Annotated in this window: 25 protein-coding genes; 12 read left to right on the forward strand and 13 right to left on the reverse strand. The window is 35.6% G+C overall.

The genetic code is table 11. From position 1 onward, the window contains the following. Window positions 1–14 precede the first annotated feature (14 nt). Window positions 15–431, forward strand: a complete 417-nt coding sequence (locus ACS125_RS15635; RefSeq protein ID WP_151768793.1) for a carboxymuconolactone decarboxylase family protein — start codon at window positions 15–17, stop codon at window positions 429–431. A gap of 84 nt (window positions 432–515) precedes the next feature. Here ACS125_RS15635 and ACS125_RS15640 read toward each other — a convergent pair whose 3' ends face one another. The 6 genes from ACS125_RS15640 to ACS125_RS15665 all read right to left on the reverse strand — a co-directional run bounded on the left by ACS125_RS15640 (window position 516) and on the right by ACS125_RS15665 (window position 3,416). Continuing rightward, window positions 516–1,091: a lysozyme gene (locus ACS125_RS15640; protein WP_443273193.1), complete on the reverse strand. Its 576-nt coding sequence runs from the start codon at window positions 1,089–1,091 to the stop codon at window positions 516–518. Between the two features lie 16 nt (window positions 1,092–1,107). Then, complete coding sequence (locus tag ACS125_RS15645; RefSeq protein ID WP_312823927.1) at window positions 1,108–1,617, reverse strand: hotdog fold domain-containing protein; 510 nt, start codon at window positions 1,615–1,617, stop codon at window positions 1,108–1,110. A 184-nt stretch (window positions 1,618–1,801) separates the two neighbouring features. After that, entirely contained in the window at window positions 1,802–2,002 is a 201-nt protein-coding gene (locus tag ACS125_RS15650; protein WP_004791647.1) for a hypothetical protein, read from the reverse strand. 107 nt (window positions 2,003–2,109) lie between these two features. Next, complete coding sequence (locus ACS125_RS15655; protein ID WP_004791645.1) at window positions 2,110–2,379, reverse strand: hypothetical protein; 270 nt, start codon at window positions 2,377–2,379, stop codon at window positions 2,110–2,112. Window positions 2,380–2,667: 288 nt separating this feature from the next. Further along, window positions 2,668–3,042, reverse strand: a complete 375-nt coding sequence (locus ACS125_RS15660; protein WP_443273196.1) for a TonB C-terminal domain-containing protein — start codon at window positions 3,040–3,042, stop codon at window positions 2,668–2,670. 149 nt (window positions 3,043–3,191) lie between these two features. After that, window positions 3,192–3,416: a hypothetical protein gene (locus ACS125_RS15665; RefSeq protein ID WP_443273198.1), complete on the reverse strand. Its 225-nt coding sequence runs from the start codon at window positions 3,414–3,416 to the stop codon at window positions 3,192–3,194. A gap of 267 nt (window positions 3,417–3,683) precedes the next feature. Between ACS125_RS15665 and ACS125_RS15670 the strand changes: the two genes are divergently transcribed. Both ACS125_RS15670 and ACS125_RS15675 read left to right on the forward strand, forming a co-directional pair. Beyond that, window positions 3,684–4,406, forward strand: coding sequence for a type 1 glutamine amidotransferase (locus ACS125_RS15670; protein ID WP_443273200.1), 723 nt, complete (start codon window positions 3,684–3,686; stop codon window positions 4,404–4,406). Between the two features lie 114 nt (window positions 4,407–4,520). Beyond that, a complete protein-coding gene (locus ACS125_RS15675; protein ID WP_443273202.1) occupies window positions 4,521–5,042 on the forward strand; it encodes a hypothetical protein in 522 nt (173 codons plus the stop codon). Between the two features lie 32 nt (window positions 5,043–5,074). Here ACS125_RS15675 and ACS125_RS15680 read toward each other — a convergent pair whose 3' ends face one another. After that, the gene (locus ACS125_RS15680; RefSeq protein WP_443273204.1) at window positions 5,075–5,524 is read right to left on the reverse strand and encodes a carboxymuconolactone decarboxylase family protein; all 450 of its coding nucleotides are present in this window, start codon (window positions 5,522–5,524) and stop codon (window positions 5,075–5,077) included. Between the two features lie 23 nt (window positions 5,525–5,547). Then, window positions 5,548–5,964, reverse strand: coding sequence for a cupin domain-containing protein (locus ACS125_RS15685; protein ID WP_443273206.1), 417 nt, complete (start codon window positions 5,962–5,964; stop codon window positions 5,548–5,550). Window positions 5,965–6,062: 98 nt separating this feature from the next. On the opposite strand from ACS125_RS15685, the gene pdxR reads away from it, so the two are divergent. Together pdxR and ACS125_RS15695 are read left to right on the forward strand one after the other, a co-directional pair. Next, entirely contained in the window at window positions 6,063–7,478 is a 1,416-nt protein-coding gene (pdxR, locus tag ACS125_RS15690; RefSeq protein ID WP_443273208.1) for a MocR-like pyridoxine biosynthesis transcription factor PdxR, read from the forward strand. Window positions 7,479–7,627: 149 nt separating this feature from the next. Further along, complete coding sequence (locus ACS125_RS15695; protein ID WP_443273210.1) at window positions 7,628–9,820, forward strand: TonB-dependent receptor family protein; 2,193 nt, start codon at window positions 7,628–7,630, stop codon at window positions 9,818–9,820. 69 nt (window positions 9,821–9,889) lie between these two features. Here ACS125_RS15695 and ACS125_RS15700 read toward each other — a convergent pair whose 3' ends face one another. After that, window positions 9,890–10,441, reverse strand: coding sequence for a TetR/AcrR family transcriptional regulator (locus tag ACS125_RS15700; RefSeq protein ID WP_443273212.1), 552 nt, complete (start codon window positions 10,439–10,441; stop codon window positions 9,890–9,892). 686 nt (window positions 10,442–11,127) lie between these two features. Between ACS125_RS15700 and ACS125_RS15705 the strand changes: the two genes are divergently transcribed. Further along, window positions 11,128–11,463 carry a hypothetical protein gene (locus ACS125_RS15705; RefSeq protein ID WP_174730850.1) on the forward strand — a complete coding sequence of 112 codons (336 nt, stop codon included), beginning with the start codon at window positions 11,128–11,130 and terminating at the stop codon, window positions 11,461–11,463. A gap of 65 nt (window positions 11,464–11,528) precedes the next feature. Here the strand turns inward: ACS125_RS15705 and ACS125_RS15710 are convergent, their stop codons facing one another. Then, window positions 11,529–11,825 carry a hypothetical protein gene (locus ACS125_RS15710; protein ID WP_443273214.1) on the reverse strand — a complete coding sequence of 99 codons (297 nt, stop codon included), beginning with the start codon at window positions 11,823–11,825 and terminating at the stop codon, window positions 11,529–11,531. Window positions 11,826–11,975: 150 nt separating this feature from the next. Here ACS125_RS15710 and ACS125_RS15715 point away from each other — a divergent pair, with 150 nt between their 5' ends. The 6 genes from ACS125_RS15715 to ACS125_RS15740 all read left to right on the forward strand — a co-directional run bounded on the left by ACS125_RS15715 (window position 11,976) and on the right by ACS125_RS15740 (window position 17,653). Further along, window positions 11,976–12,659, forward strand: a complete 684-nt coding sequence (locus ACS125_RS15715; protein ID WP_443273216.1) for a heavy metal response regulator transcription factor — start codon at window positions 11,976–11,978, stop codon at window positions 12,657–12,659. Then, a complete protein-coding gene (locus ACS125_RS15720; RefSeq protein ID WP_443273218.1) occupies window positions 12,649–14,025 on the forward strand; it encodes a heavy metal sensor histidine kinase in 1,377 nt (458 codons plus the stop codon). Before ACS125_RS15715 ends, ACS125_RS15720 begins: the two co-directional genes overlap by 11 nt. Window positions 14,026–14,291: 266 nt before the next feature. Next, complete coding sequence (locus ACS125_RS15725) at window positions 14,292–14,663, forward strand: copper resistance CopC family protein (protein WP_174730863.1); 372 nt, start codon at window positions 14,292–14,294, stop codon at window positions 14,661–14,663. 72 nt (window positions 14,664–14,735) lie between these two features. After that, window positions 14,736–15,617 (forward strand): copper resistance D family protein, encoded by an 882-nt coding sequence (locus tag ACS125_RS15730; RefSeq protein ID WP_443273220.1) that lies wholly within the window; start codon window positions 14,736–14,738, stop codon window positions 15,615–15,617. Between the two features lie 513 nt (window positions 15,618–16,130). Then, complete coding sequence (locus tag ACS125_RS15735) at window positions 16,131–16,961, forward strand: sugar phosphate isomerase/epimerase family protein (RefSeq protein WP_443273222.1); 831 nt, start codon at window positions 16,131–16,133, stop codon at window positions 16,959–16,961. Between the two features lie 74 nt (window positions 16,962–17,035). Further along, entirely contained in the window at window positions 17,036–17,653 is a 618-nt protein-coding gene (locus tag ACS125_RS15740) for a LysE family translocator (protein WP_016137774.1), read from the forward strand. Window positions 17,654–17,816: 163 nt separating this feature from the next. Here the strand turns inward: ACS125_RS15740 and ACS125_RS15745 are convergent, their stop codons facing one another. From ACS125_RS15745 to ACS125_RS15755, 3 genes are all read right to left on the reverse strand, one after another. Then, window positions 17,817–18,371, reverse strand: coding sequence for a chorismate mutase (locus ACS125_RS15745; RefSeq protein ID WP_443273225.1), 555 nt, complete (start codon window positions 18,369–18,371; stop codon window positions 17,817–17,819). Between the two features lie 78 nt (window positions 18,372–18,449). Then, window positions 18,450–19,133, reverse strand: coding sequence for an SDR family NAD(P)-dependent oxidoreductase (locus tag ACS125_RS15750; protein WP_443273227.1), 684 nt, complete (start codon window positions 19,131–19,133; stop codon window positions 18,450–18,452). A gap of 11 nt (window positions 19,134–19,144) precedes the next feature. Continuing rightward, window positions 19,145–19,906, reverse strand: coding sequence for an SDR family NAD(P)-dependent oxidoreductase (locus ACS125_RS15755; RefSeq protein WP_111854591.1), 762 nt, complete (start codon window positions 19,904–19,906; stop codon window positions 19,145–19,147). Window positions 19,907–19,912 lie beyond the last annotated feature (6 nt).

Genomic DNA, 19,912 nt, shown 5'->3' on the forward strand with positions numbered 1-19,912 from the left:
GACTGACCAATATTATGGAATATAAAGAAGTTGCTAAAAAAACGATTAATCATTTGTACTCAGCACATGCATCTATTCGTACCTCAGGCATCGACCCTCAAATCATTGCTTTAGCTGAGTTGTATGTGTCACAAATTAACGGCTGTGCTTACTGCTGCGCTTTTCATGCTCAGGAATTAAGAGATATGGGAGTAAGCCAAGAAGTCATTGATAAAATTCCGGGCTATAAACATTCGAATGCCTTTTCAAAAAAGCAGCTTCTTGCTCTTGAACTTGCGGAGGCAGTCACTTTTCTATCTGACAAAATTGAAACTGTAAAAGCTCATTTAGCTGAATATTTTAGTGAAAGAGAGATTGTAGAGTTAACGACTAGCATTTCACTTATGGGAGCATTAAACCGACTCAGAATCACTTTAGGTGATAAAAGTTAATTTATTCACTTCCTATATGAAAAAGCCCTGATTATTTGGGGCTTTTAATGAATTTTTGACAAAGTTTAATAAAAATTGAAAGTACTATTTTGACGATAAAAATAATTTCTTTTCCATTGCACGGCGATTCACCAGCCCTTGCAAACGCTTACCACCAGCATTTACCCATACATCAAACTGATTTGCAGCCTCTTGGTAATCACCTAAATTTAACTTTTTGAGTAAGGTCGAGTTTTTAAAAGCGCGTACTCCAATATTATACGTTAGAGAGACTAATGCATCGAATTGATTCTGTTTTAAAGGAACTGTTACCGAACTATTTATTGCATGTTCAAATATTTTTAAATCATGCCTCATATAGGTTTTTGCCTGTTCAAGTGTGCATCGGTCTCCTTCACTTACACGCTTACCATTAGGATATCGCGTTGTGCCATATCCAATAGTCCATACCCCATTACCATCATCATAAGCACTGAATTTCAACCCTTCAAAATTACAGATTTGGTTTACACCCTCCAAACTAAGAGACATCTCATCAATAGCGATACCTACTAATTCATCACCATTATCAGTTGCCGTAGCAATGAAGCTATCTGTGGCATCATTTGGCCGAGACTTGATCGTAAAAATCTTACGGAGATAATCCAATATTTTTTGCATTTAATGCCCTGTCATCTTACTTTTTCTCTGTCACCCAAAGCGTAATATATCCTTTAACTACAGGCTGTCCATCTGCTCTATATGCATCAATTTTTACTTGCATATCTCCAACTTTCCACGCTTCCTCAATTGTTGCCACTAATTTAATATCAGAATCTGCCTTAGCTACATAATTTACGCTCATGCCTTTAGGTAACCATCTTAAATGCTGAGGCACAGATGCTTCAGCTAACACGCCCATGACAAACTCCAATCCATTACATATAGCAATAACGTGTACAGTCCCTATATGATTTTCGATTGATTTATTTTTTTTGATTGAGGCTTCACACACATTTAAATCTAATTTTTGAATCATTGGATTTACAGTCTGAAAATATGGAGCCACTCGACTAACAACTTTTGATAATAGTTTTAATCCGCCCGGTACATTTTTCAAAGTCTTAAATGCGAGCAGAATATCATTGACCGGTGGAACTGCTTTATTTTTGATTTTGTTGGTAAATGTAGAAATATAAATACTCATAGTTTTACTTCAATTCGAGAATTAATCATTCAATAAATATATATGTACCTACTTCTACACTCATTGCTTAGTTCTCAATTTTTTGAGTCATTAATGATAATGATTAAATAACCTCGAACGTAGCGTACTGTTTGACTAGAAATCCCAAATATTAAAAATGCCCAATATTGAATTGGGCTTTAAATTATTCTTCAATTTCGATGGGATCACCATCTTCAGGGCGAATGTGACGCTCACCATCATCGGCCGGATCTACACTCGAGCCATCTTTGGTGATGCTGTTATATAACTCATCCTCTTTTTTATCATCGATAAATTCTTCATCGGCAAAATCGAGAGGCTCTTCATCATCGTCAAAATTTAAGGGTTTTTCTTCATCTATCATGAGATTCATCCTCTACTTAACTTGTGTCTTTCCATGCTTAAATAATTAATGGCTACATTCAACCCTAAACAATCATCATTTGTGTAACTGACACTTTCGGATACGTTTTAGTTTTTGTTATTTTCAAGATGGTTCAAAATACTACTAATTTTTAAAAGCAAGTAACCAAACAGTAGTCCATTAAATATAATAAAAAGACCGACTGTAACCATCTCTTTAGACCAGACTTGAATAATGTCTAAATTATCATTTCTTGTTTCAACTTGCCCATATGACAAAATAAAGGCTATTCCCAAAACAATTCCAAATAAAATTATGCCCCACGCGACAATTGAGGTAGCCTTACTTTCACTATGGGGTTTGCTTACTTGACTCATACTTTTTCATGTCACATTTTAGGACTCATATCAATTTTTTATATTAATTTAAGGCCTATTTAAAGTTTTGTTTATGTTATGTTTTGATAGCAATGTAAGTAATCTTTATATTTTGTTTACCTATACATGAACTGTCTTATTTTCAATTTAAGATAATATGTTGCTTTTAATTTTGAAAGAAATTTATATACAATTTTAACTAACTACCTCCGCTATTTATAAAATAAGAGAGCAAATTTATATACATTAATAGTTTTAAATTTGCCCCCACGCTGAAGAAGAACTTGCTTATTTAGCCTGAAATTTCATATTGAATTTTCTTGCTTGCTTTCTTACTTCAGGATTTGAAGGCAAAGCAAATGGGCTTGCACGCCAGATCGCTTTTTCAATACTTGTTTTAAATTTTTGTTCTTCTTTATCTAAAAAGATGATTTGCTCAATTTCTCCACTGTCAGTTAAAAATACTTTAACGCTTGCACTCATACCAGCTGAAGACATTGGAATATCCCATATTTTATAAATTTTCTTTTGATATTGCTTTTTATATTTTTCAGCTTCTGAAGTAATTTTATTATCGGTAACTTGAACAGATGTAACCTGTTTATGGCCAGTCGCACACCCAACTAATAAAAATAAAGAAGCAATAATAGTGAAGTTTTTCATTTAAAATACCTTTTTTCAATAATTAAAATTTAACAGTTTAAATTTAAAAAAACCACCCGAAGGCGGTATTAATCACTGATTATCCCTAGCCAGTAAAGGTAGTAGGTCATCCCGATCTATCTTTGTTTAAATTAATTTTTTATTTTTCTTTAAAAGGGAACTTCATAGCGAAAATTCATATTTGAGTTTTCTGGCATATTATAGACGTCTTGATTGGTAACAATTCCGTGTTCAGGTGTTTTAAAACTATTAAATGCTTTATTTTCTGGAGCAATTGGAGCGTTATTTAAATCATTTTCTTGAGAATTATATGGAGATGAAGCACAACCAATCAGCCCAAAACCCAATAAAGATATAAGTAGAAATGTCTTCATAAATTTTGACTACCGTTAAAAAACTACACAACTTAACAAATTGAACAGCTATTGTCACACCAAAACTATTTAGCAATACTTAACAATAAATTTATAAAGCCGGCATTAATAAAATGAGTAACTCTATTTAAATCATATAAAAACCCATAAATCTGGACCATATAACTTTTAAAAACTGGATGTATTAGATAAAGCCTACAGCTCTTAATCTATCCTCGATTTATAACGAATGATCCATCAATTAACGCTTAGATTTTGAGGACTAACATGCGCCTACATTTTATTGTTCATGAAGATTTTGAAGCACCCGGAGCGTATGAAATATGGGCTCAAAATAATGACTTCAAAATTACATATTCAAGAGTATATTTAAATGAAGCTTTGCCATCTTCAGCTGAAGATATAGATTTTCTTATTGTAATGGGTGGCCCACAAGATCCAGATACGACACTAGAGATGTGCCCTCACTTTAATTCATTAGCTGAACAATCAATCATTAGAAAAGCCATTGAAGCAAATAAAGTAGTTATCGGGGTATGTTTAGGGTCTCAATTGATAGGTCAAGCTTTAGGGGCCAACTTTGAGCATAGCCCTGAAAGAGAAATTGGCAAATTTCCAATTATGCTTACAGAATATGGCATAACAAACTCTAAGTTTTCACACTTAGGAAAAATGACCGAAGTTGGGCATTGGCATAATGATATGCCGGGTTTAACTCCCAACGCAAAAATCATCGCTTTTAGTGCAGGTTGTCCAAGACAAATTATTGAATATTCAAAATTAGTGTATGGATTGCAATGTCACATGGAATTAACTTCAGAAGTCGTTGAATTGCTGATTCAACACTCAGAAACCGAGTTAAATCAGGCTCAACATTATAAATTCGTGAATAGTCGTGAAGAATTACGGAATCACAATTACCAAGAGATGAATCAAAACCTCTTTATTTTTCTGGATAAACTGAAAGAAGAATACTCAAAACAACATTAAAAAAATGAGTGTAAAAAGCCTTTTCAATTTGGCTTTTACACTCGCCTATAGATCTTATTATTTACTAGATGATCAAATTCACTCAAAATTTAATCTCCAAAAAAATCAACTTTAATGTTACAATACAGTGATTTACTCAATTTCAATTGGACTTCAAAAGAAATGAATAGATTGTTATTAATTTTTTTATCTTTAAATATTAGTCTTTTTTCTCCCGTAGCTTTTTCTGCAACAAACACATTTCAAATGAAACAAGAATATACCCCACCTAACTTTAATCAGCATAAGAGCATGCTTGCAGTAAACGCAAATTCTCAAGAACATAAATTTAATGGGCAACCAAAAGAGTTTTCTAATTCTGGCACTAATCATCAAAATGTAGATTTTTTTGAAATTGCAAAACAATATCAAGAAAAGGAAACTAAGCCGTCTTACTCTGCTGAAGAAACAGTCAATATGAGTGATCATGAGCGTAGTCTTTACTACATTAGAAACCATGATAATGTTGGCATTCAAAGAGAAATTAATGGTCAGCAGTTTAAATCGCTAAAACAACAGCGCGATAAAGGCGTGATTTCAAATGATGTATATAAAGAAAAAGTCTACAAAATCTTAAGTCAGCCTTCTATTAGATAAGTTAAAAGCCCTCGCGAGAGGGCTTTTGAATATTACTTAGCAGCTTGTGGAGTATTTCTAAAACTAATTGCCATACGGTTATATGCGTTCATCAAGCTAATGGCTATCGTCAAATCAACTAGTTCTTTTTCATCAAATACAGAATGAGCAAGTTGGTAAACATCATCAGGTACTCCTGTAGTAGAGACTTTGGTTACTGACTCAGCCCAAGCTAAAGCTGCTCGCTCCCGTTCATCAAATAGATGATCACCTTCTTGCCAAGCCTGAACTAAAGCTAGTTTCTCGATGGCAACACCTTTCTTGATTAAGTCTCTCGTATGCATGTCCAAACAATATGCGCAATTATTAATTTGCGATATACGTAGATAAACCAATTCTACTAACTCTGTTGGTAAACCGCTTTGCACTACATAGCTATAGACACCACCTAGAGCTTTAACGCCTGCTGGAGCGACCTGATTATAATCAATACGTTGGGCCATAATAAACACCTATTTACTTTCAATTATTTTACTGGGGTAACTAATTCTTTATCATCAGTATCTACAACAAATACTGCCAATAACTTTGCTGGTTTGGTCTTACTCACATTACGACTAATAGAATGAACTGCTCCTGGCTCTTCAAACCAGCTTTGACCTACCTGATAAATTTTTGACTTCTCATTATTCACTTTAGACTCAATACTTCCCTCAACTACATAGGCATATATAAAAGATGATTTCGCATGGGTATGAGGAATAGAAGCACCACCAGGTGGATAATCGACTTCTAATGCAATAAGCGACTTACCCGGTATATTCGGAATTGCGTGTTCAAAATTAGGTTTAACTTTTTCCACTGGCTCATGTGCCATAGAGGGTGCAATACATGCAAACATTAGACCTAAACCTAAAAAGAATCTTTTTTTGATCATTTCCATTCAAATTAAACCTACATAAAGATAGGGAGTTGTTTTTATTTTATAGATCCGTAGTATAAATTCATGAACCAAAAATGCATTAAAAGGCTGTACCACGAATGTACCAGCAGCTCAAAATTAATTTAGATCGCAAATTAAAAATACCATTAGCAGAACAAATACGCCTTGAAATTGAACAAGCCATTATTTCTGGAACGCTACAACTCGGTGATCGTTTACCCTCATGGATCGTTTTAGCCAGTCAACTCGGTGTTTCTAGAGGTACTGTAAAAGTTGCATATGAAAGGCTTGCCGATGCTCAATTTATCATTGCGTCTAGATCGCAAGGTACACGGGTTGCCTACCAAGCAGTTAAACCAATCTCTACTCAAGAAGGTCATAAAAATAGTTCGTTTACACAGATGTATTTAGATATGACATCTATACATGGCATTTTCCAATTAGGTGTTCCCTCAAAAGAAATCTTTCCTGCAAAGTTATTTTCAAAAATTAGATCAAGTTCTGTACGTAATGAGTCAAGTGGGTGGCCAAGTTACCCTGACCCTCGGGGTGAATATAGTCTTCGCCGAGAAATTGCTGCTTATTTAGCCTTATCAAGAGGAATTCAATGTACTCCTGACCAAGTATTTATTACTTCTGGTTTCTCTGGTGGGCTAGGTCTTACACTACATGTTTTAGGATTAGGTGGGAAAAAGGCATGGGTTGAAGATCCGGGTTTCCCTTTTTCTAAACATGCGCTTGAAGTTGGAAGAATGCAAATATGTCCAATCCCTGTTGATAAAGATGGGATAGATGTAGAGTTTGCAATGAAAAATGTACCCGATGCTTCCCTTGCATTAGTCACGCCAGGACAGCAAGCACCTTTAGGAATGTCTCTTTCTTTGGCTAAACGATTAAAGTTACTTGATTGGGCTAACCAGAATGAAAGCTGGATTATTGAAGATGATTATTTAGGAGAATTACAATTAGATGGTCGAGCAGCACCTGCCCTATTTTCATTAGATACTGCTGGAAGAGTGATTCATTTGGGAAGCTTTAGCAAAACGATCAGCCCCAAATTGCGAATCGGATTTGCAGTAGTGCCTTTTCACATGATTAATCATTTTGCAGAAACGACAGCAACATTAGCACCAGCTCCGTCTCCATCATTACAACATTCAATTCAAGAGTTTATGCATGAGGGACATTTTTTAAGACATTTAAGACGAACAAAGAGAACTTATAACGCTCAGCGTGATGAATTAATAAAGTGCTTAAAAAGCTTTAATCTTCAAACATATACGGCGGGCTTATCAGTTCTTATTAATTTACCGTCCTCGTTATCTGATCAAAAAATTGCTAATGAAGCATTAGCTTTCAATCTGGCTCCCTCTCCATTATCGCTTTGGTATCAAGACGCTCAAAATGCTGTTTCAGGTTTAATGCTAGGGGTTGCAACATCGCCCATATCAAAGGTAAATCAGTCCTGTGAAAAGTTAGTTGAAATCATCGAACAACATAAAGTTCAGGTTTAGGAGCTTTATTCTATACTTCTGCTCTTAACACCAATTTATTTTAGAAATTGTTTAAAATTCTGAGAAAAAAACATAAACCAATTTATAAAATTTTGTTACTTTTTCGCTATAATGATTATAATTATCGTTTAGGATTTCGATACATCAACATGGAACGCTCATCTTCTCTTTCACTCCCAAATTTTAAGTTCAAAGTTTCTACACTGAGCTATGCAATCGGACTGGCTTGTACTTATTTAGCACTTCCTGCACATGCTGAAGATACAGCTACTAGTGCATTACCGACCATTACCATTAAGGCACAAGGTAACTGGTTAGAAGAAGCAAATGCTGAAACTGTTCACAAGCATGCTGGCGCTCGAACTATTGTTGACCGCAAACGTTTAGATGAAACTGCTGCAACCTCAATTCGAGAAGCTCTAAAACAAATTCCTGGAGTTCAAGCTCAAGATAGTAGTGGAACAGGTGGTAGTGATGTGTCTCTCAATATTGGGGTTCGTGGTTTAGCATCTCGCCTATCACCTCGCTCAACTGTTCTTGTTGATGGTGTTCCACTTTCATTTGCACCTTATGGTCAACCACAGTTATCTTTAGCACCTGTTTCAATTGGTAATATTGAGTCAGTCGACGTAGTGCGTGGTGCTGGATCTGTTCGTTTTGGGCCTCAAAACGTCGGCGGAATTATTAACTTTGCGACCCGATCAATTCCTCAAGATTTTAGTGGAACTGTTAGCCTAACTTCAGAATATGCATCTGGCACGGACCAAGTAAAACTGAGCCCTAATCTATTTGTAGGGGGAACTTTAGACAACGGATTAGGCCTTGCCCTGTTATATTCAGGGACTAAAGGAAACAATTATCGAGAAGCAAATAATAAGATTGATATCGATGATGTAATGTTAAAGTCTGCTTATCAATTTAATGATAAAGACTCGGTCGCTTTAAATCTTCATCATTATGAAGGTCGAGGCGAAATGCCAGAGGGTTTAACTCAAGCCCAATACGCGGAAAAACCTTATCAATCTTCTGGTGAAAAAAACTATTTTGCAGGTCGACGTACTGATGTCTCTTTACGTTACAACCATAAAGATGAAAAAAATAACTTCGAAGTTCTGAGTTACTACATCGACTCTTTCCGCACAAGTAATCTTGAGACCGTGTTAGCGAGTGGTGACAAGCGCCTCGACTCTGCTCCACGCGATTACAAAGTCTATGCGATTGAACCGCGTTACTCTCGTATTTATGAACTTGGTAATACTCAAAATGAATTGACAGTTGGCTACCGCTATTTAAAAGAAGAAAGTTCTGAGTTTGCTGGCCGTACTGCATCTTATGCAGCAGATTCATCAGCTCCAGATTTTGCTCCACGTAGTAGCAGCGAAGGTGGTACTAAAGCGCATGCAGTATATATCGACAACCGTATGGAACTCGGCCGCTGGACAATCACACCGGGCGTACGATTCGAATCAATTGAAACCCATAATAGCTTTACTGGCTATGACAAAAATGGGATAGCGAATACAGTTCATCCAAAAATTGATTCAGACGAATTTTTGCCAAGTTTATCTGTGATGTACTCGGCAAATGAAAATTGGAATATATTTGCAAACGCTGGTGTATCTTTTGGTCCACAGCAATACAGCCAATTAGCACGTCTTGAAGGAACAACCGCAACGGCTACAACCGAAGGTTTACACCCTGAAAAATCGAATAACTATGAAATCGGCACCAAATATCTAGGTAATGGTTTAAATGCCGAATTTACTGTGTTCTATCTAGACTTTGATAAAGAGCTTTCTCTGGTACGTGATGCTGGTAATAACGGAATCTGGACAGACTTAGGGGCAACCAGCCATAAAGGTATTGAAACTGGTATTAGTTATGATTTTGGTCAATTAACAGATGCATTAGAAGGCTTAAAAGTATATGGGAACTATACTTTCACCAAAGCAGTCGCCGAAGCAGGTCAATTTAAAGATAAAGATCTACCGTTTTACTCGCGCCATGTCGGTAATGTTGGCTTAGGTTATACCGTGGATAAATGGTCGTTAAATGCTGACATGTTTGCACAATCTAAGCAGCATTCACCAGATCTTCCTGATAGTAATGTCTATCAAACAGAAGAAACTGCTGATGGTAAATATGGAGATATTCCGGGTTATACCACTTTTGCATTACGTACCTCTTATGACTTAAGTTCACAAGTTAAAGGTTTAAAAATTGCTGGCGGAATCAAAAACGTTTTTGATAAGCAATATTTTACGCGCTCAACAGACTCTACTGGAGGTAAGTATGTTGGACTGCCACGTACTTTCTATCTACAAACCTCTTTTGACTTTTAAAGCCCAATTAAATTGAACAAAAAGCCCTCACCAGAGGGCTTTTCTTTAAGCATTAAAGTTTTCGCCAATTTAAGCAAGCATCGACATAAAATATTCTAATAACTTATCTCTTTCATCGATCTTATCTTCACTTAAAAGTTGAACCATTGCCCCATCAATCACAAATAAAAACATGTAGGCGTCTTCAAGTGTAGCGGTAACTTTTATAGTTAAAATCAGCTTATAAATTTCTTTAATGAACCAATTTCGATAATCAATCACGAGTTTATAAGCCGTTGGATAAACCTTTTCAATTTCAAAAATGGCTTTAAATGGCAACCTATAAAAGCCATCTAAGTTCGCATGTAAGGAATAGATTTTCTTTAGTTTATCGAACACCATAAGTTCTTGGTACGAATGAACAATTGAAAACACCTCGTCTTTTAATGCATCTATTTGAAAAGTTAAGCTCATCTGAATGAGCCTTTCTTTGGAGTGAAAGTAATTATAAAAAGTGGCTTTGGGAATTTTGGCTTCCTCAACAATTTGGTCAATTCCGATGTAAAACCCATGTTGATTAAATAAATCTTTTGCAGCGTGGAGCACGCGCAATGCTCTAAATGAAGATTCTAAATTTGGCATATTTGTACTATTTAAAATAATTTTTTGTTGTTTATAAAAAGAGATAACAATGCCGTCACTCTTAAAATGAGTGCTAAATACAGGCATGCAAAAACGGCACAAAAAAGGTGTGCTCGCCTATCTCAGGTTTATTGTTGCTATGATTTTTAGTCGTAATTGATTTAAAGGTTAAAACCTATAGTCGATTAAACCTTTTTTAAAGACCGTTTAAATGATATGAATAAAGAAATTTTGGCAAAGACCAATAAAGAAGAAATAGTACGCATGAGCGAACTCCTTTGGGTAATAAAGAAGCTTCACCACACTACTGTCAAATAATGGTGGCGAAACGAGAGAGGGTTGACAGACTGATACCCAAAAGATCAGCACACCCGAGGGTGTCCCCCTCCCGTTCCGCCGCAGAGGGGGCACGCAGGGATGCCCACAAAAAAGAAAGACTTTTTCGTGTGCTTTGGGTATACAGCCTGTCAAAGCCGACTGGCAATGTGGCCAGCAGGCAAAGAATAATCGGAGCGGTTTTGGGTGTCAATGTGATATTGGCTAGAAAACGGTTAAATAATTATTGTTTTTCATTAGATTAGAGTATTTAATTATTTATTAAAAAACTCATTATTAGCTCATCTTTAGTTAATATGAACCACTACTTAATAATATATTTCATCAACTACTTTAAAATAAGGATAATTATGTTAGACCTAGACGAAATGAATGGGAATTTTTTTAATTTTGATCATGTAGATACATTCAAGCTAGAACATGATCCTATAATGAATTGCTACAACCTTGTTTTGATTCTATCTAAAGATCTACATGATCCTTCAGCCCCAAAATTCACTGTATGCTTTAACCATATTTCAGATTTAAGTCTCAATGATAGTTTTAGAAATAATTCTCAACAATTCCCTTCTTTAATTATCGAAAAGCATAAAAATCAGTGGGATAATGTTAATTATGAAATCAGACAAGTGGAAGATGAAGACTTAAGTTTCAAATGCAAGAGTTTTACTGCTTTCTTAACTTAATCTCTTATTGGTTCCGCAAAGAACACTGTTTAAGCATACTTACTAAAACAGTGCTCTTCACTCTTTTATTTATTCGACATGTTCATCATTTTAGAATGATCCATTTCGCCCATTTTAGAGTGATCCATTTGAGACATATCTGCCATGTTGCCATGCTCATGCTGCATCTGGTCTTGTTGCCCTTTTTCATCATTGTTCATGCTACAAGGTTTTGAGCATTTTTCTTGAACTTTAGCGTTTGCCTTAATTTCCGCATTCGCAGCCACTGTTTGCTTAGTATCACCTGCCCAAGACTGAGTTCCAGCGATTAAAGTGCCAACACACATAAGCGTTGTTAAACTACGACGAAATAGAGCTTTCATTTCTGGGTCCAAAATTAACTTTATATAAATACCATATAGGCTTCAAACGAACATCTACGTGACCTGAAAATGACATTTTTGTAATCTACACCGAATCATGTCTTTATAACGTTATTATGTTCTAAATGAATGATATGAGATTTTTTATAAATGAGAATCTTATTGGTTGAAGATGAAATAAAAACAGGTGATTACCTTAAACAAGGCCTATCTGAAGCTGGATATATTACCGATTGGGTTACTGATGGATTAACAGGTAAACATCAAGCCCTTTCCGAAGAATATGACTTGATTATTTTGGATGTGATGTTACCGAAGTTAGATGGTTGGACGATCATTAGCGACATCAGAAAAAGTGGCAAAACCATGCCGATTCTTTTTCTCTCAGCGCGTGACCAAATTGAAGATAGAGTAAAAGGTTTAGAACTAGGGGCCGATGATTATCTAGTAAAACCTTTTGCTTTTGCTGAACTGTTAGCCAGAGTAAAAAGCCTACTCCGCCGTGGGCAGCAAAAAGAAGACAGCAATATTATTAGCATTGCTGATCTTGAGCTTGATTTACGTAAACGTCGTGTCACTCGAGCTGGTCAACGTATTGACTTAACAGCCAAAGAGTTTGCACTGATGGAATTATTTATGCGTAGACGTGGTGAAATTTTACCTCGTGCCCTTATTGCATCTCAAATATGGGATATGAATTTTGATAGTGACACCAATGTTGTAGAAGTCGCTATTAAACGCTTAAGAAATAAAATAGATACTAACTTCAGTCCTAAGCTAATCCAGAACATACGTGGAATGGGCTATGTTTTAGAGGTTGAAGATGCCGAATAAACTGTTTAATGCGATCAGTTTTCGTATAGCAATTATTTTCTCTTTCTCTACTGTTCTTATCTTAATGATTATGGGATTGGTCATTCACCAACTCGTCATGCATCATTTTGAAACTCAAGATAGAACTCAATTAGAAGGAAAAATTCAACTTGTAGAAAACTTGCTTGAACAGAATTATCAAAACCCATCTGAATTAAACGTATATTTAAAAGATGCCTTAGTGGGACATCATGATTTAATCGTGCAAATAGAGCGGCCAACTGGTCAAATTATTTTTAGCTCATCGCCTACCGTGCTTAACAGCAAAACATTAGTAAAATCTAAGCATGGCCCGTGGCTTGAGTGGAAAGTTCAAAATAAAATATATCATGGCTTAGTTTATAAAAAGTCTTTTGATCAAAACACTGCTATTCCATCAGCTCAAATTATTGTCGGTATTGATACATCGGAACACCTACATTTTTTAAACGATTTTAGACGTCAGCTCTTATATATCGGGGTTATCGGTACAATTTGTTTAATGCTGTTGGGTTGGGTTGCTGCTTGGCGAGGGCTCCGTCCAGTTCAAAAAATGGCAAAGGTTGCAGAAGGCATTTCAGCTCAACATCTTTCCGAGCGGTTAGAAGTCGACAACACACCAACTGAACTAAGATCACTAGCTATCGCATTTAATGACATGTTAGATCGGCTAGAAACCGCTGTAGGCAAACTCTCAGATTTTTCATCTGATCTAGCTCACGAAATTAGAACGCCGATTAACAACTTGATGACTCAGACTCAAGTTTGTCTATCTCGTAGTCGAGATATCAACACCTATCAGGAAGTTTTATTTTCAAACTTGGAAGAATTCGAACGTTTAGCCCGAATGGTGTCTGATATGCTCTTTCTTGCCAAAGCAGAGCATGGTTTGCATAGAGCGAACCTACAAAAAGTAAATTTAGTTAAAGAAGTCACGGTATTATTTGACTTTTATGATGCGATTGCTGCTGAAAAAGGAATGACACTACAACAAACTGGCCTAGGTTACGTCGAAGGTGACCCTTCGATGTTACGCCGAGCACTTAGCAATCTTTTATCAAATGCAATTAAATATGGAAAATCAGATTCGGTCATCAAAATTAAATGCCAACAGAACATTGATACAACTGTACTCACAATTCAAAATGAAAGCTCGCCCCTATCACAAGAGCAACTCTCTCGGTTGTTTGATCGTTTTTACCGTACCGATGCATCCAGACAGCGAGTTGAAGAAGGCACAGGTTTGGGCCTAGCAATTACCAAATCTATTCTTGATGTACATGGCGCTACAATTCAAGCTAGCTACGCTGAGGGACAAATAATTTTTAAAATTATATTTAAAAAATAACTCTATTTCTGATTTCGCGTATTCATTCAAATATTGAATTGAAGTATGTAAGTGGTCTAACTAGAAAATATTGCCAAAACAGAAAAAGCTTTTAGGGCTAATGCATGCTGAAATTCTAAAAATGACAAAAATGTAATTTTGAAGTCATCCCCCCGTTTCTCTCTATCTTGAATAATAGGTCTACAAAGCGTGTGACCAATAAAGCACGTTCTTTATTTTAATTTGGTCATGACTGAATCAAATATTCGTTTTACGAGGATAACAACATGAAGTTTTTTCACAATAAGATGACTGCTCTACGAAACGTTTTAGTAGGAGCGACTCTAGTTGTTGCTGCTTCAAATGTATTCGCACATGTCAGCCTTGAAAGCGCAAGCCCCAGCATTAATGCTGTAGTCGTAAGCCAACCTAAAAATATAACGCTTAATTTTGGTGGCGAAGTTATGTTAATGAACGTCAAGTTACTTGATGCTCAACGTACAGATATCCCTTTAAATTACCAAGTCAGTCATGATTTAAAAAAATCATTTAAATTCGCTGTACCTAACCTGAAGAAAGGAAAATATACCGTAGTCTGGACCACAATGGGAGCCGATGGTCATAACATGAGTGGCGAATACAACTTCACGATTAAATAAACCAGAAAAATAAAAAATCATGATCAACATGCTATTTGCTTTATTGCATGTTGACCTAACCAGAGAAAAAATATGATTTCTGAAATTTGGATATATGCCACATGGTTAATTAAAGTCTTTTTATATCTAGGCGTCTCTTTTGTTATTGGGGGTGCTTTCTGCTATTTCTTGCTTGGACACTATGTAGAAATTAAAAGAATTATTATCAAATACATCACTATCGGTGCAGGGTTAGGATTTGTCTCAAGTACGCTTGGTTTCTTCATTCTCATAGGAAGTTTTGCCAATACTGGCCTTTCAGGTATGTGGGATAGTAACTACATAAACATATTGATAAATACCCCTACAGGGCATGCCCATATCATTCGATCAATCGGTTTTCTGCTTTTATTGTTCTTGATGCTCATAAAATTAAGCAGTGGAACTAGCCAGATTTCTAAAATTGAAGGAACAATTTTCGCGCTACTATTAACGTCGATTGTTTTCAGTTTTTCTCAATTAGGTCATGTCACCAATTTACCCTTATTTGCCCAAATTTTACTGTCAACACATGTATTGGCAATGTCTTTATGGATGGGGTCGCTCTACCCGCTATGGAAAACAAGCAAAATAATTAAGGGTTTACCTTTAAAAGAGCGTATGCATCTTTTTGGAAAGATTGCAGCCGTTATTGTCGGAATCTTACTTGCCTGCGGTGCCAGTATTGCCCTGCTTTTGCTTAAAGATTTCAATACGTTGCTCAATACTCCGTATGGTCATGCGTTCATTATAAAACTACTTTTTGTTCTAGGTATTTTGCTGCTAGCTGCCTTTAACAAATGGTATTTCACCCCTCGCTTACAATATTCAAAATTTGCAAATCAGTTGGGTTATGCCATTTTATTTGAAATGTCTTTAGGCCTAGCTATTCTTTTAACCACTAGCTACATCACAACTGTCGTTGGTATTGAATAAAGAGGAAATCTATAACAGATCAGCCTCTATTTAGGATAGTTTGAATTTTAATCATTATAGAGTGAAATCAATAATGATTAAAATTCAAACTACAATTTAGTAATTCAACTTTATTAGATAATATTATTATTTATATAATGTATGTAATTCGAACCATCAAACAATTAAATTTTTCATTAGCCTATTAAACATACAGAGTAAAATCTGTAATATAATGCTAATAAGAAAAAATCGGTAAAATTTAAATAATAATAATTAGTAACTATATATATTAAAAACCAGTTATTTTTGAGTATATCTAACGAATCCAAAAAGAATATTTTAAAGGCCGAGCCTAAATATTTTGATAAATTATGCAATATACAGATCTGTCTGTATAAACACATACCCTTCTTAAATATATTATACTTTAGTCTAATGTTTTTGTGACGAAATAAAAATAAGATGTCGGCTGGGTAACGAGTGAATAAATAATTACACCCAAAATATCATTAATAAATCAGGAACATAACAATGACTTCGCCTTTAATGAATAATTACCTTAACTTTGCTTCTGGGATTGCCCATCAGCAGTATTTGCCAGCTGAAGAAGGTATTCTTAGAGCATTTAACGATGGTTGCACCCATTGGTATGTGGATGGAAGTTTGCATGGGGAAATGGTTCCAGACTGGTCTTCTGAACGAATCGAAAATCTAAATAGCTTAATCAAAAAATATAATATTCAACCGATTTTCCATGGTAACTTCAAAGCACCATTAGGTAGCGATGTTGATTATTTACGAGAAGCAGCCGTTGTATATGTTAAAAAAGAAATTGATATTGCCGCAAAAATTGGGGCACCTTTAGTTATTCACGGTGGTGGTATTGTAGAACCAAAGAAAATTGTATTGGCTAAACAAAAAGCTCTCGATAACTATATTTTATCTGTTAAAGAATTAGCTGAATATGCGGCTGAAAAATCAGTTGATATTTATTTAGAGAATTTATCAAATTATAAAAACTATCGTCCTTTCCATTATGTGTTTACCCATATGGAAGAATACGATTATGTTTTTAATAAAATTGACCACAAAAATGTCTATTTCTTCTTAGATGCAGGACACGCAAATGTGGGTGAAGGTGACCCAGTTGCTGTGGTAGACAAATACCATGACAAAATTAAAGGTATTTCTTTTAGCAATAATAATGGTGAACAAGATCAACACTTTAGTATTGGTCGAGGTACTGTAAATTATTCTGACTTTATCGAAACAATTAACCGCCACAATTGGAAAGGTCTTGTTGCCTTTGAGGTGAGAGACAAAACCACTTTAGATTCAGTTAAAGAATTGGCAAGCGCATAAAACTAAAAGCCTTCTGAGGAACATCAGAAGGCTTTTTTTAACTTAAGTAATTCATTTTTAAAAGGATATATGTAGTGAGTGGTTTACTAGTTTTCATAACAATTGCCTTTCTTACGCTGTCTAGTCCAGGCCCTGGCGTTTTATTTACAGTTACAAACTCAATCAATTACGGCGTCCGTACAGCCCTATTTGGAATTATTGGGTTAATTATTGGCATGTTTGTCATTGCAGTCATTTCGGCAAGTGGAGTGGGTTTAATCATTACCAGTAATCCCACTATTTTTACTGTATTGAAATTTGTTGGTGCATTTTATTTAATGTATCTAGGTTATAAAAACTTTGTAAAAACATCACCTTCTCAAGATTTATTAGACACTGAAACAAGTGAAAAAGCGGTAAGTAAATCTAAATTATTCTATCAAGGATTATTCGCATCACTTCTCAATCCGAAAACGATTGTTTTCTTTATTGCCTTATTTCCACAATTTATTGATATAAAAGAAAAAATAATAAACCAATTTTTAATACTTTCTTTAACTTTTTGCCTAATTGGTTTCTTAATTCATTTGGTATACGCTAATTTTTCTTCAATTTTTAAAGAAAAAATGCTGTCTGGAAATAACTTCGCCAGATTAAACAAAATCAGTGGTTGTATCTTTTTTATTCTCGCTGTTTTACTGATTACTCAATAAATGAAAAAACAGTTATAAACGCTTTTAAGCTAAAAGCGTTTATCCTTTAAAGTATTTCCGCACTCATCCGACGTCTGTTCTACAAATTTAAGCTTGAAGAGATTGCTGATTTAATCTGGATTGAATCAGCAATCTATATGCCCTGCTTTATAAACCTATTGTTTTAACTTAACTTAATTTTATTTAATGTCATACATAAAGCTTTTTTATCGGCCTCTTTAAGTTGAGGATGCTGTACAGACCACATATAGCTACAGCTATGAGGTGCTTTGTTATTACTTTTCTTGAGCTCATAGGCAATATTTTTTAAAAGCTCAGTATTTAGCGTACTAATTTTTAAACGTACTTCGGCTAAATCTTGCGGTTTCCAATTGGTTTCTGGACTCGACAACCAGTCTGCGCGATATCGGTACTGAATTGCTTTGGCAACATTCATTTGAGTCACAATAAATGGCTTAACTGTTTCACTATTTAGGCCAAAAGAATCAGCTTCAGAAAGTGATTGATCAAGAACTTTCTTTTCTTGAGTTAAATCTTCAATCGGCAAATGCTGTTCTGCTTTATAACCCGCGACATCTTTCATATAAGATAAACGCTCGTTAATTAAACGAGCAGTTTGATCATATTGATATGCTTGCGCTAAAGAAGTAACACACATGAAAACTGCCAACGTACAAACCACTTTAACAGCTGGCTGAGCACTCTTAATTTTTGTCATGTAAATACCTATCGAAATTATTGTTCTGTCGTCATTCCAGATCAGTACTGTATTTTAACAACATGCGAAAGTAAAATTTCAAGATAGGCTGAGTTCTTGGCTCCATGCCGAATTAGGCTGCTGATAGATATGTTGGCACACTTGCTTAACAGATGAAATGAAATGCTGGTTCTGTCCATCCCATTTTTCAATCATGCAATAGCTAATATGAATGCCTTTAGGATGAAACTCTCTTGCTAATGACTGCGCTAAAGCACGAATACCCGCAAACATGCTTTGGCTTAACACATCATAATAAGTCGAGTTGTTAAATAGTGCGCCAAGAAAAATAACAGTGCCCCGCTGCTGCTTTAACATCGGCTTAATCACAGCTTGCGCCACACTCACCGCACTTAAACCTGTGGTCTGCCAATTGTGTTCAATCTCTTCTAAAGATAAAGCCTCAATATTGGGCGAAGATGAAAAATTCGGCTGAAACACACAGAGTTCAATTGTATGTCTTTGATTGGAAATATAACGCACCAAGCTTTTTAAATGATCTGCATTTACTAAGTTCAAATGAACTGCTGTTACGCCATCGTTGATGGAGTGAACTTGGATTTTTTGCACAGCTGAATCATGCACAACTTGATAAAGGTGTAATGGAAATTGTGCGTTTTTATCTAGAACTACAAAATCACGCTCGATTAGATGTAAATCATGACCAGCAACGACAACACAGCCCTGCTTTTTTTGAAATCTCTGACATATTTTTTTTAGCATTTTCGTCTCTCTCAAAATTTTTCTTGGTAAGGGCGTAAATCGAGTTCATGTGTCCAAAGCTTCGGCGTTTGTTGGTAAAGCATCCAATAGTTTTCTGCAATGGCATCAATATTGAGGCCACCTGTGCCACGTGTAAGTCGGGCTAACCGCCCCAGACCAAATAATGCTTTATTTACCCTATCGCCATCGACCATTCCATCAATAATCACATGAGCAATATGTATGCCTTGTGATTTATAAATTTGAGCTAGATTGAGTGCATAAGCCCGCAAAGCTGATTTACCCATGGTAAAAGCTGCGAAAAAAGGTTTCCCTCGCAAAGAAGCGCTCGCACCTGTAAAAATAAGCGTACCGTGGTTTTGATCTTTAAAGATTTTCAGACAGCTTTGAGAAACTAAATAAGCTGATAAAAAAGTGGATTGCCACATTTGCGTAAAAAATGACAGTGGACTTCTTAAAAAGATTGAGGGAATATTTCCCCCCACATTATGAATGACAGCAGTAATACGCTCATTTTGACTAGTGATTGTGTCAAACAAAGCTTGTACTTGTTTTATATCCTCTGCATCTAGGCGAAATGCAACTGCGTCTCCACCTTTCGAATGAATTTCGGCAGCCACTGCTTCAATTTTCTGGAAAGTACGCCCAGCGACATAAACTTTTAAACCTTCTTTTGCAAAGCGATGGCAGACTGCTGCGCCAATACCTTGTAATGCCCCAACGCCAATGACAACTGCACAATCTAATTTTTTATCTGGTGTTGCTAATGTCATGGTCAT

Source organism: Acinetobacter sp. PFS20, from assembly GCF_052261015.1.
Taxonomy (GTDB): Bacteria; Pseudomonadota; Gammaproteobacteria; order Pseudomonadales; family Moraxellaceae; genus Acinetobacter.

Coding starts and splice junctions, on each gene's coding strand:
- ACS125_RS15755 (WP_111854591.1), bottom strand. CDS start 19,906: ATGACATTAGCAACACCAGATAAAAAATTAGATTGTGCAGTTGTCATT.
- ACS125_RS15750 (WP_443273227.1), bottom strand. CDS start 19,133: ATGCTAAAAAAAATATGTCAGAGATTTCAAAAAAAGCAGGGCTGTGTT.
- ACS125_RS15685 (WP_443273206.1), bottom strand. CDS start 5,964: ATGGAAATGATCAAAAAAAGATTCTTTTTAGGTTTAGGTCTAATGTTT.
- ACS125_RS15650 (WP_004791647.1), bottom strand. CDS start 2,002: ATGATAGATGAAGAAAAACCCTTAAATTTTGACGATGATGAAGAGCCT.
- ACS125_RS15655 (WP_004791645.1), bottom strand. CDS start 2,379: ATGAGTCAAGTAAGCAAACCCCATAGTGAAAGTAAGGCTACCTCAATT.
- ACS125_RS15675 (WP_443273202.1), top strand. CDS start 4,521: ATGTTACAATACAGTGATTTACTCAATTTCAATTGGACTTCAAAAGAA.
- ACS125_RS15665 (WP_443273198.1), bottom strand. CDS start 3,416: ATGAAGACATTTCTACTTATATCTTTATTGGGTTTTGGGCTGATTGGT.
- ACS125_RS15725 (WP_174730863.1), top strand. CDS start 14,292: ATGAAGTTTTTTCACAATAAGATGACTGCTCTACGAAACGTTTTAGTA.
- ACS125_RS15710 (WP_443273214.1), bottom strand. CDS start 11,825: ATGAAAGCTCTATTTCGTCGTAGTTTAACAACGCTTATGTGTGTTGGC.
- ACS125_RS15660 (WP_443273196.1), bottom strand. CDS start 3,042: ATGAAAAACTTCACTATTATTGCTTCTTTATTTTTATTAGTTGGGTGT.
- ACS125_RS15720 (WP_443273218.1), top strand. CDS start 12,649: ATGCCGAATAAACTGTTTAATGCGATCAGTTTTCGTATAGCAATTATT.
- ACS125_RS15640 (WP_443273193.1), bottom strand. CDS start 1,091: ATGCAAAAAATATTGGATTATCTCCGTAAGATTTTTACGATCAAGTCT.
- ACS125_RS15645 (WP_312823927.1), bottom strand. CDS start 1,617: ATGAGTATTTATATTTCTACATTTACCAACAAAATCAAAAATAAAGCA.
- ACS125_RS15670 (WP_443273200.1), top strand. CDS start 3,684: ATGCGCCTACATTTTATTGTTCATGAAGATTTTGAAGCACCCGGAGCG.
- ACS125_RS15745 (WP_443273225.1), bottom strand. CDS start 18,371: ATGACAAAAATTAAGAGTGCTCAGCCAGCTGTTAAAGTGGTTTGTACG.
- ACS125_RS15680 (WP_443273204.1), bottom strand. CDS start 5,524: ATGGCCCAACGTATTGATTATAATCAGGTCGCTCCAGCAGGCGTTAAA.
- ACS125_RS15730 (WP_443273220.1), top strand. CDS start 14,736: ATGATTTCTGAAATTTGGATATATGCCACATGGTTAATTAAAGTCTTT.
- ACS125_RS15705 (WP_174730850.1), top strand. CDS start 11,128: ATGTTAGACCTAGACGAAATGAATGGGAATTTTTTTAATTTTGATCAT.
- pdxR (WP_443273208.1), top strand. CDS start 6,063: ATGTACCAGCAGCTCAAAATTAATTTAGATCGCAAATTAAAAATACCA.
- ACS125_RS15735 (WP_443273222.1), top strand. CDS start 16,131: ATGACTTCGCCTTTAATGAATAATTACCTTAACTTTGCTTCTGGGATT.
- ACS125_RS15700 (WP_443273212.1), bottom strand. CDS start 10,441: ATGCCAAATTTAGAATCTTCATTTAGAGCATTGCGCGTGCTCCACGCT.
- ACS125_RS15695 (WP_443273210.1), top strand. CDS start 7,628: ATGGAACGCTCATCTTCTCTTTCACTCCCAAATTTTAAGTTCAAAGTT.
- ACS125_RS15635 (WP_151768793.1), top strand. CDS start 15: ATGGAATATAAAGAAGTTGCTAAAAAAACGATTAATCATTTGTACTCA.
- ACS125_RS15715 (WP_443273216.1), top strand. CDS start 11,976: ATGAGAATCTTATTGGTTGAAGATGAAATAAAAACAGGTGATTACCTT.